Genomic DNA, 14788 nt, shown 5'->3' on the forward strand with positions numbered 1-14788 from the left:
AGTTTAGGTGGGGGTGAAAAAATGCCGCCATGACCGTCCCCTTGATCCTGGCTTCGACCTCGCGCTACCGGCGCGAGTTGCTGGAGCGCCTGCACCTGCCCTTCACGGTGCAGGCCCCGCATACCGACGAAACCCCGCTGCCCGGCGAAGCCCCGGCGGCGCTGGCCCAGCGCCTGGCCCTGGCCAAGGCGCAGGCCGTGGCAGCCCTGCATCCCACCGCCTGGGTGATCGGCTCCGATCAGGTGGCCGACCTGGACGGCGAGCCGATCGGCAAGCCCGGCGACATCGCCCGCGCCCAGGCGCAGCTGGCGCGCCTGAGCGGCCGCACCGTGGTGTTCCAGACCGGCCTGGCCCTGGTCGGGCCCGGCTCGCAGCGCAGCCTGCTGGTGCCGGTGCGTGTGCGCTTTCGCACGCTCTCGTCCGCGGCGATCGCGCGCTACCTCGCGCTCGAACCCGCCATCGACTGCGCCGGCAGTGCCAAGAGCGAGGGCCTGGGCATCGCGCTGCTCGATGCGATCGAGTCCGACGACCCGACCGCGCTGATCGGCCTGCCCCTGATCGCGCTCGGCCGCTTGCTGCGCGAGGCCGGCATCGATCCCCTGGACGCGGCATGAGCAGCGCCCGCCTCTTCCTCGTTCCGAACACGCTGGATTTCGGCATTGCCGGTGAACCGGCGCCGCTCGACGACCTGCTGCCGCGCAGCACCCTGCGCGAGGCCGCGCGCCTGAGTCATTGGGTGGTCGAGAACGCCAAGACCGCGCGCGCCTTTCTGAAGCGCGTCGACGCGGTCTTCCCGCTGGCGCAGCCGCTGCAATCGCTGCAGATCCAGGAACTGCCGCGCCCGCCGAAGGGCGGCAAGGGGCCGGTGCCGGACTGGAAGCCGCTGCTGGCACCGCTGCGCACCGGGCAGGATGTGGGCCTGCTGTCCGAGGCCGGTCTCCCGGCGGTCGCCGATCCGGGCAGCCAGCTCGTGGCCGCCGCGCATCGCGAGGGTTTCGGTGTGGTGACCCTGTCGGGTTCGAGCAGCCTGGTGCTGGCCCTGGCCGCCAGCGGCTTGCAAGGGCAGAGTTTTGCCTTTGTCGGCTACCTGCCGCAGGACGCGGCGGCACGCCTTGCGCGGGTGAAGGAGCTGGAGCAGCGCTCGCGCCGCGAAATGCAGACCCAGCTGGCGATTGAAACGCCCTACCGCAATCAGGCCCTGCTGGACGGCCTGCTGCAGGCCTTGCAGGGTGAGACCCTGCTGTCGGTCAGCGCCTCGCTGTGCACGCCTTTGGCTTGGACGCGCACGGCGCGGGTCGCGGACTGGAAGCGCCAGCCCTCGACCCTGCCGACCGATCAGCCGGCCATCTTTTCCTGGCTGGCCTCGGGCTGAACCGGAGCGGGCGGCGCGAACAGGGCAGCGACCTGACGCTTGGGCTTGATGTAGCGCGAAGGGCCGCTGGGCTTGACAGCCGTGGCTGCCGCGCGCTCCCAGGCCGGCGGTTCGGCGTTCGCGCTGGGCTCGTAGGGCTTGTCGAAGAAGGGATCCGTCGGGGCGCGGCGCGGCGCGGCGCGGTACTCGTCGCGACGCTCGGAACGTTCCGGACGCTCCGCGCGCTCGGTCCGCTCCGTGCGCTCGGTCCGCTCCGGGCGCTCGCTCCAATCGCTGCGCGGACGGCGCGGGCGTTCCTCGTCGGCCACGTTCACGCTCTCGGGCTTGATCTCGCGCTTGATCAGCTTCTCGATGTCCGCCACCAGGCGGGCATCGCTGGGCGAGATGAAAGTGATGGCCACGCCCAGCGCGCCGGCACGGCCGGTGCGGCCGATGCGGTGCACATAGTCCTCGGCATTGAACGGCACGTCAAAGTTGAAGACCAGGGGCAACTCGGCGATGTCCAGGCCGCGGCCCGCCACATCGGTGGCGATCAGCAGGTCCACCTCGCCGGACTTGAAGGCGGCCAGGGTCTTGAGGCGCTCGTCCTGGCTCTTGTCACCGTGCAGCGCGCTGGCCTTGATGCCGTCACGCTCCAGCGCGCGCGTGAGCCGCGCGGCACCGAGCTTGCTGTTCATGAACACGATGGCCTGCTTGGCGCCGCGCTCGCGCCAAAGCTGCAGCAGCAGCGCGCGCTTCTTGTCGTCGCCCACGCTGTAGAAGCGCTGCTCGACATTGGTAGCCGTGGCATTCGGGCGCGCCACCTCCACCAGCTCCGGGTTCTGCAGGTAGCTGGAGGCCAGGCGCTTGATCTCGGGCGAGAAGGTGGCCGAGAACAGCAGGGTCTGGCGGTTCTTGGGCAGGAAGCTCAGGATGCGCTGCAGGTCCGGCAGGAAGCCGATGTCGAGCATGCGGTCGGCTTCGTCCAGCACCACGTACTCGACCTGGTGCAGGGCGCAGTTCTTGGCCTCGATGTGATCCAGCAATCGGCCGGGCGTCGCAATCAGCACTTCCACACCGCCGCGCAGTTGGGCGGCCTGGGGCTTGATGTCGACACCGCCGAACACGCAGGCCACACGCAGATTCGTGTGCTTGGCGTAGGACAGCACGTTCTGCGCCACCTGGTCGGCCAGCTCGCGGGTGGGCGCCAGCACCACGGCACGCACCGGGTGGCGGGCCGGGGACATGCTGCTGTTCTCGTGCTTGAGCATGCGCTGCAGCAGCGGAATCGAGAACGCCGCGGTTTTGCCGGTACCGGTCTGGGCAGCACCCATCACATCGCGCCCATCCAGCACGATGGGGATGGCCTTGGCCTGGATCGGGGTCATGGCGGTGTAGCCGGAATCGGCCACCGCGCGCAGCAGCTTGGGGTCCAGCGGCAGCGTGTCAAAGCGCTGGGGCGCCGGGTTTGCTTCTTGGGTCATAGCCGGACATTGTCGCCCGGCACTGCCTTCAGACCAGCACCGGCCGTCGGACCAGCCAGCGCGGCGCCCGGAAGCGCACGATGCGCCAGTACAGGCTTACATAGGCCCCGGCATAGAGCAGCAGGCAGATCCCCAGGGCCGCGCTAGATCGCCAGAACAGCACCGCCGGCAGCACCGCCAGCGCGCAGGCCACCCATAGATAAGGGGCCGTCAGGGAGTTGCGTCGGAGCAACTCGCGGGCGTCGCGGCTGCCCACGGCCCAGCGCACCAGGCGGCGGTAGATCAGGCTGTGCAGGTGCACGCCATCGGGCGCGGCCATGGGCCGACCGCGCAGCACACGCCGGCGGTACATCGAAAACAGGGTCTCGACCACCGGGTAGGCGCACAGCAGCAGCGGGAAGAGCGGCGAGACCTGCGGGTTGCGCACCAGCAGCAGGATGCCGAGCTCGCTGAGCATGAAACCCAGGAAATAGGCGCCGCCGTCGCCCAGGAAGATGAGACCGAGCGGGTAATTCAAGAGGAACAGGCCCAGCGTGGCGGCCAGCAGCAGCAGGGCCGCGCCGGCGATCGCACCGTCCCCCACCTGCAGCGCCACGGCGCCCAGGCCCGCCAGCATGATGACGCTGCACATCGAGGCCAGGCCATTGAAGCCGTCGATGATGTTGATGGCGTTGCTGACGCCCAGCACCACGAACAGGGCCAGCAGCACGGCGCCGGCCGGCCAGGCGGCCACCCAATCCAGGCCCGGGATGTCGGTGCGGATGATCGTGGCCTCCAGCCCCCAGGCCGCAGCCAGGGCACCCACCGCCAGCAGGGCCATGCGGCGGCGCGGGCTGATGCGCTTGGTCAGGTCTTCCCACAAACCCCCGCCGAGCACCGGCAGGGAAAACAGCAATAACCCACCCAGCAAAGGCAGATGCTCCGGGCGCTGCGGCAACCAGACCGCGCAGGCCGCCACAAAACCCGCCCACAGCGCCAACCCGCCGATGCGCGGCACCGCGCGGCCGTGAAACTTCTGCGGGCCGCTGAAGTCATGGTCGGCCGACCACCAGGCATGCAGGCGCGCCGAGCGCACGATCAACAGCGCGCCCAGGGCAGCCACCAGCAGGCCCAGGGCGGCAGCGGCCAGCAGGGCTTCCATGGCTCAGGCCGGGCGGCGGCGCGGGCCGCGCAGCAGCACGTAGATGGCCAGCGCCAAGCCCACGGCCGTGCTCACGCCCACGCCGATGAAGGCGCGCTTGGGGCTGGACTTGCGTTCCGGCACCTGGGGGGCGTCGATGACCTGCAGCAGTCCGCCTTCGCGGCCCTCATCCACGCGGGCCAGTTCGTACTGGCGCGCGTACTGCTCGAACAAGGCTTCCTGGTACTTGAACTCACGGTAACGGCTCACATAGCCGCCCTCCGCCTCGGCGGCACCCCCGGCTTCCAGGCGCTGCAACTGGGCCTGCAGACCGGCGATGGCCGAGCGCTGCTGGCGCACCTCGGGGGCCTGGTCGGCCAGGGTGGTCTGCAGCACGCGCAGGCGCACCTCGGCGGCAGTCAGTTCGGCGCGCAGCTTGGCATAGACCTCGGCCGTGGCCTTGGGCTCGGTCTTCAGGCTTTCCGGCGCCAAGCCGCTGCGCTGCAGGGCGGCCTGGGCCTGCTGCAGCTGGGCGGCGGCTTCGGCGCGGCGCTCCTCAAAGAACTTGCGGCGCTGTGCGGCCTCGGTCACGGCCACCTCGCTGGCCATGCGGCGCAGCTGCTCCACCATGGCCGCAGCCATGGCGGCGGCCCGCTGGGGGTCGTGATCGTCCACTTCGATGCTGATCAGCCCATCGCGCCGGTTCAGCTGCACGCGCAGGTTCTGCCAGAAGCGCTTGCGCGCGTCCTCGCGCAGCTCCTTGTCGTAGAGCTTCTGCAGTTCGAACTGGTCGAGCATGCGATCGGCCACGGTGCGGCTTTGCAGCAGGGCCAGAAATTGGTCCGGGCTGCGGCCGCCGGCCTGCGTGGCCAGGCCGGCCAGGGCGCCGAGCGAGGCCAGCGCGCCACTGGCGATGGCCGAGGCAGGCGCGGGCGGCAGCACCACGGCGCGGGCGGTGAAGCTGGGCGGCACCAGGAAGCTGCCGGCCACCGCCAGCACGCCGGCCACCAGCGCGCCGCCGACGATCAGGCGCGCCTCGCTCCACAGCAGTTGCAGCGGGGTGGCGCTCATTGGGTCAGGTTCTTCAGGGCCACGGCGCCGAGGCCGAACTGGGCCAGGATCTGCGCCCAGTCCTTCAGCTCCTGGCTGAGGCGCAGGCGGTCCAGGTCCTCGGGCACGAACAGGGTGTCGCCCGGCAGCGCCGGCAGCTGCTGCAGGCCCTCGCGCGACCAGAAGCTCTGCAGCCGCGTGCTGGCCACCGAGCCGTCGGCGCGCAGCACGAACAGACTGTCCTTGTCGGCCCCGCGCGTGGGGCCGCCGGCGCGCTGCAGGTAGTGACCCAGGTCCGTGCCCTCGCGGTACTCGAAGCTGCCGCCATTGAAGACCGAGCCGTACACGCTGATGGCCTGGCGGCGGCCGGGCACGATGAGCTGGTCGCCGTCTTCCAGCGGCAGCGCCGGCAGCTCGCGGGCCTCGGGGGCCAACTGCAGCACCACCCGGCCGCTCGGCTGGACCTGGCGCAGGCGCTCGATCAGGCGCAGGTGCGCCACGCGCGAATCCGGCGTGCCCTCGGGCGGCGGACGCTCTTTTCGTGTCACCGCGGCGCGCGTGAACTCGGTCTCCAGCTCGCGCAGCGCGCGGTCATAGCCCTCCATCTGGCGGCGCCGCACCGCCTCACGGCGCAGTTCGGTGCCGAACAGATAGGCCTCGGCGCTGGGGCCGCCGGCGGCGGCCAGGGCCTCGCGCAGCGTCGCCCCGGCCGGCAGCACATAGTCGCCCGGGCGCAGCACCTCGCCTTCCACGCGCACCCGCTTGTGCAGGGCCTGGCTGGGACGGTTCAGCTCGGCCAGGCTGTGCACGCGCAGCACCTCGCCGGCCTGCAGGCGCTGCTGGCCGGCCTGGGCCAGGTCCAGCTCGCGCACCGGCTGCTCGCCGTCCAGGGCCAGCAGCACGGCACGCTGGCGGTTCGCCACCGGCGCCAGGCCGCCGGCCATGCCGATCAGATCGGCCACCGTCTCCTCGCCCTTGAGCTCGAACACCGCCGGGTGCTGCACGGCGCCGATCACCCCCACCTGCGGCCCAGCCGCCGGCACATGGATGACGTCGCCCGCCTGGATGCGCCGCTCGGCCGCGCCCTGGCCCTTGAGCAGCAGCTCGTACAGGTCCACGCTGGCCAGCAGGCTACCGGCGCGGCGGTGTTCGATGCGGCGCAGGCTGCCCACGGCACTGGGGCCACCTGCGGCGGCCAGCGCCTGGCTCAAGCCGGCCAGGGCCGAGAGGCTGTGCTGGCCGGGGCGCTGCACAAAGCCGGTGACGAGCACGCGCACGCTGCGCAGCTCGCCCATGCCCAGGGCCAGATCGAACTGCTTGAAGCTTTGCGCCACGCGCTGGCGCAGCAGCGGCGCCAGTTCGCCAAAGCGGCGCCCCGCCACCGACACGGCGCCGACGCGCGGGATGCTGACGCTGCCGCCCGGCCCGACGCGCAGGCGCAGGCTGGCCTCCACCGAGCCCCACAGGTCGAGCAGCAGCTCGTCGCCCGGGCCCAGCACATAGTCGTCGGGCACCGCGCCGTCGCGCTCGGGTGCCGGTGCGGCCCAGAGCAGGTCGGCGCCGAAGCGACGCACCGTGGGCTCGGGCTGCGGCTCCTCGGGCGGGCGGGGGCCATCGGCCAGGCGCGAGACGTAGTGCTCGAAGGGGCTGAAGGAACGCGGCAGCTCGGCGCGGCGCTCGCCGGGCTGGGAAGCGGCCTGGGCCGGCGGCAGCGGCGCGCGTGGCGACTGAACCAGGCGCACCGGGCCCAGCGAGGTGGCATCACGCGCGGCTTCGGGCGTGCTCTGGGCGCCCGCCGATGCGATCAGGCCGCAGGCAATGAGCAGCGCAGCAAGGCCTTTGTTCAGCATGGCGGCGTGATGTCCTTCAGTGAGCACGAGAAAAACAAGGCCGCCCCGATGGCGGCCTGACAGTGGCGCGGAATTCTATGCAGCGGGTTTGCCCCAGGCCGACGCCCCACCTCCTCCAGAATGGCGGCCCCCATGCTCAAGCACACCCTGCTCTATCTGGGCGTGCGCGCCCTCAACGGCCTGCTGGCCCTGGCCACGCTGGCGCTATTGAGCCGCTGGCTGAGCGCCGAGGACTATGGGCGCTGGGCGCTGGGCCAGAGCCTGGTGGGCAGCGCCGCCCTGCTGCTGTTCCAGTGGGCGCACACCGCCTACGGCCGCCTGCACCGCCTGGGGCCGGCGCTGGACGCCGCCCTGCTGCGCCTATGGGCCGGGCTGGCCCTGCTGCCCCTGCTGGCCGCCGCCGCGGCGGCGCTGTGGCGGCCCGAACGGGCGGTGGAGGCCCTGGCCCTTGCGCTGGGGGTGGCCGGCATGGGTCTGTTCAATTTCCAGTTGCAACGCGCCAATGCCAGCGGAGAGCCCCTGCGCTACGGGCGCCTGAGCCTGCTGCGCGCCCTGGCCTTCATCGCCCTGGCCGGGCTGGCGGGGGCTGCGTCGGGGGTGCTGATGGCGTTTGCGGCCGCGGCCTGGCTGGCCGCGCTGCTCGCAGGCCCCAGTCTGCGCAGCGCCGCACCTGCACAGGCCGCCTTGCTACGGCCGGTGTGGCAGTACGGGGGCCCGCAGCTGCTGGGTTTTGCGGCGCTGGCACTGACGGACAGCGCCGACCGCCTGATCCTGCACAGCCTGCAGGGCCCGGTCGCGCTGGCCGGCTACGCGGCGGCGGCCGATCTGATGCAGCAAACCCTGGGCGTGCTGCTTTCGGTGGTCTATCTGGCCGGCTTTCCCAAGGCCGTGCAGGCCTACGAGGCCGAACCCGCCAGCGCACTGCCGCTGCTGGCTCGCATGGCCCATCTGCAACTGCTGCTGGCCGGCGCCTTTCTGGCCCTGGTGTGGGGCGCCGCGCCGGGCCTGGCCGCGCTGGTGTTCGGCCCCGGCCTGGCGCCGGCGGCGGCGGCCCTGATGCCCTGGCTGGCCACGGCCGCTGCGCTGGCCGGCCTGCGCCTGTTTCTGTTCGACCTGCCCTTCCAGCTGCTGCAGCGCACCCGCCTGGCGCTGGCCAGCACGGCCCTGGTGGCGGGCCTGAGCGTGGCCGGGCACCTGCTGCTGGTGCCGCGGCTGGGTGCCCTGGGAGCCGCCTGGGCCCTGCTGGGGGCGCTGCTGCTGGGCGCCGCGCTTTCCTACGCACGGGCACGGCAGAGCGGTTTGCTGCCGGCACTGGGTGGCGCGGGCCTGCGGGTGCTCTTGTGCGCCCTGGCGGCGGCGGCCCTGCTGCGCGCCCTGCCGGGCGGGCCGCTGGCACTGCAACTGCCGCTGGGCCTGCTGCTGTTCGGCGGCCTGGCCTGGCTGCTGGATGCCGCCGGCCTGCGTCAGCTCATCCGGGCAGCAACGAGAATCCCGGCCCCTTGAACCCACCCACCCCGACATGGCCCTGATCGGCCTGAACCTGCTGCTGCTGGCCTGGCTGATGGGCCGGCTGACGCACGATGCCCTGCATCCGGCGGTCGGCTTTCCGGCGGTCTGGGGCCTCGTGCTGCTGCTGATCGCCGCCGCGCAGGCCTGGGGCTACCACGCGGTGGCGGCGCCCGCCCTACTTCTCTATCTCGCCGGTGCGGCCTGTTTTGCCCTGGGCGCCTGGCAGGGCGCGGCGGTGGTACCGGCGCAGGCTCCCCCCGCACCGCTGGCGCCCACGTTCTGGCGCCGGCTGGCCTGGCTGTGCCTGGCCCTGCACGCCCTGGGCCTGCCGCTGGCCTGGGCCGAGATGCAGGCAATTGGCGCAATGGGCGGCAGCAACGACCTGCTCGCCCTGGCCTTCCAGCTGCGCGTTCAGGCCGTCAGCGGCGAGGCCACGCTGGGCCCGGTGGCCGGCAATTACCTGGTGCTGGGCCTGATCCTGATCCCCCTGCTGGCCCTGGGCGCGCTGCAGCGGGCCTTGAGCTGGACCTGCGTGGCCCTGCTCGCCCTGCCCTGGGTGGCGGGCAATCTGCTGGCCAATGGGCGCGCGCCGCTGGTGCTGCTGGTGCTGGTGCTGCTGTACCTGCGCCTGCTGCAGCCCGAGCGCTTGCGTTTGCGCGGCCTGCTGGTACTCGTGGGCATCGGCCTGACCCTGTTTGCCGCCGGTGCGGTGCTGGTGGGCAAGGAAGGCATCGACCTCGCCGGCGACCCGGCCGAGATTGCCGCGCTCGTGGGCAAGAACCTGGCGGACTACCTGCTGCAGGGGCCCATCCTCTTTTCGGCCTGGTGGGAGCAGCCGCAGCTGCTGGTACCCAGCTGGGACCCGCTGCGCGTGCCCTGCCTGGCGTTGCAACCCCTGGGCTGGTGCGAGGCCGGCCCGCTGCACCAGGAGTACCTGCCCTTCGGCGAGGGCGAACGCCTGGGCAATGTGTACTCGATCTACTTCTCCTGGCTGCCGGGCTACGGCTGGGCGGGCGCGCTGGCCGGGCTCTGGGCCTACGGGCTGTGGGCCGGCCAGCACCATCAGCGTGCCCGCCAGGGCGGCAGCCTGCTGCAGCAGCTCATGGGGGCCAATCTGGCCGCCGCCGTGGTGCTCTCGGTCTTCCTGGACAACTTCCTGCCGCAGCTGAACTTCCTGGCCAAGCTGGCCCTGGTGGCCTGGGCACTGCCACGGCTGCTCGGCGGGCGGCAGGAGCAGCCATGTCCGGCTTGAGGACGGTTCTCGCGCTGACGCAGGGCCAGGAGGTGCCCAGCTCGCGCTTCCGCTGGCGCCAGCATGAAGCCTGGTTGCGCGCGCAGGGTCTGGAGGCCCATGAGCTGCCCGCCCGCCATGGCGCCTACCCGCCACCGCAAGCCTGGCGCCGCCCGGCCTGGGGCCTGCGCGCGTGGGCCGATTCCTGGCAGCGCGTGCGCCAAACGCGTGACGTGGACCTGTGCTTCTTGCAGCGCCATCTGATCGCCACCCTGCACACTACCGAACGCGCCCTGCGACTGCCCTATGTGTTCGACGTTGACGATGCGATCTTTCTGGGCCCGCGCGGAGAGAGCGCCAACGCCATCGCCCGCCGCGCCGCGCTGACCCTGTGCGGCAACGCCTTCCTGGCCGAGCATTTCGCATCCTTCGGTCCGGTGCGGGTGCTGCCCACCGCCATCGACACCACGCGCTTTTGCCCGGCGCCGCCGGCCGAGGGCCCGCTGGTGATCGGCTGGAGCGGCAGCTCCAGCGGCTTTGCCTACCTGCTGGCGCTGGAAGGGGCGCTGGGCCAGGTGCTGCGCCGCCACCCCGAGGCCCGCCTGCGCGTGGTGGCCGATGCCCCGCCGCCCTGGCGCACGCTGCCGCCCGAGCAGGTGGAGTTCCGGCGCTGGAACGCCGCCACCGAGGTGGCGGAGCTGCAGGGCATCCACATCGGCCTGATGCCGCTGGACGACAGCCCCTGGGCGCGCGGCAAGTGCAGCTTCAAGATGCTGAGCTACATGGCCTGCGGCCTGCCGGTGGTGGTGTCGCCGGTGGGCATGAATGCCGAGGTGCTGGCGCTGGGCGCGCTGGGCCTCGGGCCGCGCCATGCGGACGAATGGGTGCAGGCGCTGGACGGCCTGCTGCGCGATGCCGAGCAGCGCGCCGCGCTGGGGCGAATGGGCCGCCAGGTGGCCGAGCAGCATTACTCGCGCGAGCGCATCGGCCCGGCGCTGCTGGCCGCGCTGAGGGAGGCCCATGGCGCGCGTTGAGCGGGTGCTGCACCTCATCAGCGGCCTGGGCCAGGGCGGTGCTGAAGCCGCGCTGGAGCGCCTGCTGCACAGCGCGCGGGCACAGAGCCCGGAGATCGCGCAGGAGGTGCTGTCCCTGGGCGGGCTGGGGCCGGTGGGCGAGCGCCTGCGCGCGGCCGGCTTCGCGGTGCAGGCGCTCGGGCTCTCGGGCCGCCGGCCGTTGCGCCTGCTGGGGCTGTGGCGCTGGCTGCGCGCGCACCGCCAGGGCGCGCTGCTGCAGACCTGGATGTACCACGCCGACCTGCTCGGCGCCCTGCTGGCGCGGCCGGCCGGCATTCGGCGCCTGGTGTGGAACGTGCGCCAGACCGGGCTGGGCGTGGCCGACATCCGCCCTGGCACGCGGCTTGTGGTCCGGCTCTGCGCCTGGCTTTCCGGCCGGCCGTCGGCGATCGTCACCAACGCGCACAGCGCCATCGCCGTCCACGTCGCGCAGGGCTACCGCGCCGCGCGCTTCCACTGGATCCCGAACGGCTTCGATACCCAGACGTTCCGTCCCGATGCCGAGGCACGCCAGACCTTGCGGCGGGAATGGCGCGTGACCGACGGCGAGCTGCTGGTTGGCCTGGTGGCCCGGCTGGACCCGCAAAAGGACCATGCCAACTTCCTGCAAGCCGCCGCCCGCCTGCACCAAGCCTGGCCGGCGGCGCGCTTCGTGCTGGTGGGCAGTGGGATCCCGCAAGACGCCGCGCTGGGGGTCGCGATTGAGCGCTTGAAGCTGCCCGTGCTGCGCCTGGACAACCGTGCTGACATCCCTGCAATCCTCTCCGCCCTGGACCTGTTCTGCCTGAGCTCGCGCGCCGAGGGCTTTCCTAATGTGCTGGGCGAAGCCATGGCCTGCGCCTGCGCCTGCGTCAGCACGCGCTGCGGCGATGCCGACCAGCTGCTGCCGCCCGAATGCCTGGTGCCGCCGCAAGACCCCGAGGCCCTGGCCCAGGCCCTGCTGCGCTGGGCGCAGGCCGGGCCGCAGGCGCGCCAGCGCTTGGGCGAACGCCTGCGCGCCGAGGTGACGGAGCGCTTCCCCCAGCAGGCCGTGTGGCCGCGCTATTTGGCGCTTTACGAAAGTCTTTGACGCATGTGCGGCCTGACCGGTTTCCTGACCCAGCAAACGCGCCCGCAGCCCGAGCTGCGCGCCGCGCTGGCGCGCATGACCGCCACGCTGACCCACCGCGGCCCCGACAGTGAGGGCCTGTGGCTGGAAGGCGGCATGGCCCTGGGGCACCGGCGCCTGGCCATCGTCGACCTCTCGCCTGCCGGGCACCAACCCATGGCCTCGCGCTGCGGGCGCTATGTGCTGGCCTTCAACGGCGAGATCTACAACCACCTGGAACTGCGCCGCGAGCTGCCGGCGCAAGACTGGCGCGGCCACTCGGACACCGAAACCCTGCTCGCGGCCGTGGCGCGCTGGGGCCTGCAGGGCACGCTGCCGCGCCTGGTGGGCATGTTTGCCATCGCGCTCTGGGACCGTGAGCAGCAGACCCTGCAGCTCGCGCGCGACCGCCTGGGCGAGAAGCCGCTGTACTACGGCCAGCTGCCCGGCGGCGACTTCGTCTTCGGCTCCGAACTCAAGGCCCTGCGCGAGCACCCGGACTGGCAGGCTGCGGTCGACCGCAGCGCGCTGGCGCTCTACATGCGCCACAACGTCGTGCCGGGCACCCATTGCATTTACCAAGGCCTGCACAAGCTGGCGCCGGCACATTGGCTGAGCCTGCGCGCCGGCCAGGCTCCGCAGACCGGCTGCTATTGGGACCTGCCGGCGATTGCCGCTGCCGGCCAACGAGCCTGGGCTCCGGAGGACGCTGTACAGCGTCTGGGCGAGTTGCTGGATCAGGCCCTGCGGGGCCAGCGCGTGGCCGATGTGCCGCTGGGCGCCTTTCTCTCGGGCGGCGTCGATTCCTCCACCGTGGTGGCGCGCCTGCAGGCCCTGAGCGAGCGGCCCGTGCACAGCTTCGCCATCGGTTTCGAGCAGGCGCACCTGAACGAGGCCGAGCACGCTCAGGCCGTGGCCGCGCATCTGGGCACGCGACACACCGAGTTCTATGTGAGCAGCGCCGACGCGCTGGCACTGATTCCGCAGCTGCCCCAGCTCTATGACGAACCCTTTGCCGATTCCTCGCAGATCCCCACCCATCTGGTGGCGCGCCTGGCGCAGCGCGAGGTGCGCGTGGCGCTCTCGGGCGATGGCGGCGATGAACTCTTCGCCGGCTACAACCGCTATGTACTGGCGGCGAAGGTCTGGCGCCATCTGGCGCGCCTGCCCTTGGGCTTGCGGCGCTGGGCGGCACGCTGCGTGCTGAGCCAGCCGCCGGCGCGGCTGGACCGCCTGGGACGTTGGATCGGCCGCGCGAACCTGGGCGACCGGCTCCACAAGGCCGCCGAGGCCGTGCTGCCGGCGGTGGACGCCATGGCCATGTACCGCGCCCTGGTCTCGCACTGGCCCGACCCCGGCGCCCTGGTGCTGGGTGCGCAGGAAGGGGCGAGCTGGTTGGACCCCGGTCGACTGCCCGCCCTGCCCGAGGCGGTGGACCGCATGGCCCTGGCCGACCAGATGACCTACCTGCCCGACGACATCCTCGTCAAGGTGGACCGCGCCGCCATGGCCGTGGGCCTCGAAACCCGCGTGCCCCTGCTGGACCACCGCATCGTCGAGTTCGCCTGGCAGTTGCCGCTGGACCTGAAGCTGCGCGAGGGCCAGAGCAAATGGGTGCTGCGCCAGCTGCTCTACCGCCAGGTGCCGCGCACGCTGATCGATCGACCCAAGCAGGGCTTTGCCGTGCCGCTGGACGCCTGGCTGCGCGGCCCGCTGCGCGACTGGGCGGAGGCCCTGCTGGAACCGACGCGGCTGCACCATACCGGTCTGCTGGATGCCGAGCGGGTGCAGCGCCACTGGCAGGAGCACCTGAGCGGCCGGCGCAACTGGCAATACCGGCTCTGGGACGTGCTGATGTTCCAGGCCTGGCATGAGCGGTGGATGCGATGAGGCTGGCGATCCTGGCGAACTCGGCCTGGTACCTGCAGAACTTCCGCCTGGGCTTGGCCCGTCATCTGCGTGAGCTGGGCCATGAGGTCATCTTCATCGCCCCAGCCGACGGCTACGAGACCCGGCTGACCGACGCCGGCTTCGCCTTCCACCCCTGGCAGCTGGCGGCGGGCGGCACGCGGCCGCTGCAGGAGTTGCGCTCGCTGGTGAAGTTGCGCGGGCTGCTACGCCGGCTGCAAGTGCAGGCACTGCTGAGCTACACACCCAAGGGCAATCTGTACGGCGGCCTGGCGCTGCCGAGCTGCACGCGCTTTCTACCCAATGTCTCGGGCCTGGGGCGGCTTTTCATCGAGCCCGGCCTGCTGACACAACTCGTCAAGCCCCTGTATCGCCTGGCCCTAGGCCGGGCCGCCTGCGTGCTGTTTCAGAACGAGGATGACCGCGCGGTCTTCGTCGGGCTGGGCTTGGTGGAACTGGCGCGAACACGGCGCCTGCCGGGCTCGGGCGTGGACCTGCAGCACTTCCAGCCCGCCCCGCGCCACGGCCCGGCCCGGCGCTTCCTGATGGTGGCGCGCCTGCTGCGCGACAAGGGCGTGCACGAGTTCGTGGCCGCCGCCCGTGTGCTGAAGCAGGAACGGCCCGATTGCGAGTTCGTGCTGCTGGGTTCCTCGCGCGCCGCCAACCCCACGGCGGTTCCAGCCGCCGAACTGCAGGCCTGGCTGCAGGCCGGCTGGGTGCAGCACATCGAGCAGGTGGACGACGTGCGGCCCGAATTGGCGCGCGCGGACTGCATGGTGCTGCCCTCCTACCGCGAGGGCGTGCCGCGCAGCTTGTTGGAGGCGGCCGCCATGGCCAAGCCCCTGCTGGCCACCGATGTACCCGGCTGCCGGGACGTGGTGCGGCCCGGCCTGAACGGCTGGCTGTGCGCGCCACGCAACAGCGCAGCCCTGACGCAGGCCCTGCGCGACGCCCTCGCCTGCCCGCCCGAGCGCCTGCAGGCCCTGGGCCAGGCCAGCCGTACCCTGGTGGAACAGGAATTCGACGAGCGCCAGGTGTTTGCCGCCTACGCCGAGTTGCTGCGCTGAACCGCCCGCAAAGCCCGTGACTTTTGTCCTCCCGCCCCGCAGGCCCGGGGGTATCAAG

Annotated in this window: 12 protein-coding genes; 8 read left to right on the top strand and 4 right to left on the bottom strand. The window is 72.0% G+C overall.

Annotation, left to right across the window (positions count from 1 at the left end):
* Positions 1 to 29 precede the first annotated feature (29 nt).
* Together I7X39_RS13905 and I7X39_RS13910 are read left to right on the top strand one after the other, a co-directional pair.
* The gene (locus I7X39_RS13905; RefSeq protein ID WP_198111766.1) at positions 30 to 614 is read left to right on the top strand and encodes a Maf family nucleotide pyrophosphatase; all 585 of its coding nucleotides are present in this window, start codon (positions 30 to 32) and stop codon (positions 612 to 614) included.
* Entirely contained in the window at positions 611 to 1372 is a 762-nt protein-coding gene (locus I7X39_RS13910; protein ID WP_198111767.1) for an SAM-dependent methyltransferase, read from the top strand. The genes I7X39_RS13905 and I7X39_RS13910 overlap by 4 nt, the downstream gene beginning before the upstream one ends.
* Here I7X39_RS13910 and I7X39_RS13915 read toward each other — a convergent pair.
* From I7X39_RS13915 to I7X39_RS13930, 4 genes are read right to left on the bottom strand one after another with little or no spacing between them, the layout of a single operon-like run.
* A complete protein-coding gene (locus I7X39_RS13915) occupies positions 1336 to 2835 on the bottom strand; it encodes a DEAD/DEAH box helicase (RefSeq protein ID WP_198111768.1) in 1500 nt (499 codons plus the stop codon). The two genes, I7X39_RS13910 and I7X39_RS13915, sit on opposite strands and share 37 nt — an antisense overlap.
* 28 nt (positions 2836 to 2863) lie before the next feature.
* Positions 2864 to 3976: an MraY family glycosyltransferase gene (locus tag I7X39_RS13920; RefSeq protein ID WP_198111769.1), complete on the bottom strand. Its 1113-nt coding sequence runs from the start codon at positions 3974 to 3976 to the stop codon at positions 2864 to 2866.
* 3 nt (positions 3977 to 3979) lie between these two features.
* Positions 3980 to 5026, bottom strand: a complete 1047-nt coding sequence (locus I7X39_RS13925; RefSeq protein ID WP_198111770.1) for a Wzz/FepE/Etk N-terminal domain-containing protein — start codon at positions 5024 to 5026, stop codon at positions 3980 to 3982.
* A complete protein-coding gene (locus tag I7X39_RS13930) occupies positions 5023 to 6855 on the bottom strand; it encodes an SLBB domain-containing protein (protein WP_198111771.1) in 1833 nt (610 codons plus the stop codon). The genes I7X39_RS13925 and I7X39_RS13930 overlap by 4 nt, the downstream gene beginning before the upstream one ends.
* Positions 6856 to 6987: 132 nt before the next feature.
* Between I7X39_RS13930 and I7X39_RS13935 the strand changes: the two genes are divergently transcribed.
* From I7X39_RS13935 to I7X39_RS13960, 6 genes are read left to right on the top strand one after another with little or no spacing between them, the layout of a single operon-like run.
* Positions 6988 to 8358 carry a polysaccharide biosynthesis C-terminal domain-containing protein gene (locus tag I7X39_RS13935; RefSeq protein ID WP_198111772.1) on the top strand — a complete coding sequence of 457 codons (1371 nt, stop codon included), beginning with the start codon at positions 6988 to 6990 and terminating at the stop codon, positions 8356 to 8358.
* A 16-nt stretch (positions 8359 to 8374) separates the two neighbouring features.
* The gene (locus I7X39_RS13940) at positions 8375 to 9616 is read left to right on the top strand and encodes a hypothetical protein (RefSeq protein WP_198111773.1); all 1242 of its coding nucleotides are present in this window, start codon (positions 8375 to 8377) and stop codon (positions 9614 to 9616) included.
* Complete coding sequence (locus I7X39_RS13945) at positions 9604 to 10629, top strand: glycosyltransferase family 4 protein (protein WP_198111774.1); 1026 nt, start codon at positions 9604 to 9606, stop codon at positions 10627 to 10629. The genes I7X39_RS13940 and I7X39_RS13945 overlap by 13 nt, the downstream gene beginning before the upstream one ends.
* Positions 10616 to 11737, top strand: coding sequence for a glycosyltransferase (locus I7X39_RS13950; RefSeq protein WP_198111775.1), 1122 nt, complete (start codon positions 10616 to 10618; stop codon positions 11735 to 11737). Before I7X39_RS13945 ends, I7X39_RS13950 begins: the two co-directional genes overlap by 14 nt.
* A gap of 3 nt (positions 11738 to 11740) precedes the next feature.
* A complete protein-coding gene (asnB, locus tag I7X39_RS13955) occupies positions 11741 to 13645 on the top strand; it encodes an asparagine synthase (glutamine-hydrolyzing) (RefSeq protein WP_198111776.1) in 1905 nt (634 codons plus the stop codon).
* Positions 13642 to 14730 (top strand): glycosyltransferase family 4 protein, encoded by a 1089-nt coding sequence (locus I7X39_RS13960; protein ID WP_198111777.1) that lies wholly within the window; start codon positions 13642 to 13644, stop codon positions 14728 to 14730. Before asnB ends, I7X39_RS13960 begins: the two co-directional genes overlap by 4 nt.
* Positions 14731 to 14788: the final 58 nt, after the last annotated feature.

The organism is Inhella proteolytica (assembly GCF_016093275.1).
Lineage (GTDB): Bacteria > Pseudomonadota > Gammaproteobacteria > Burkholderiales > Burkholderiaceae_C > Inhella > Inhella proteolytica.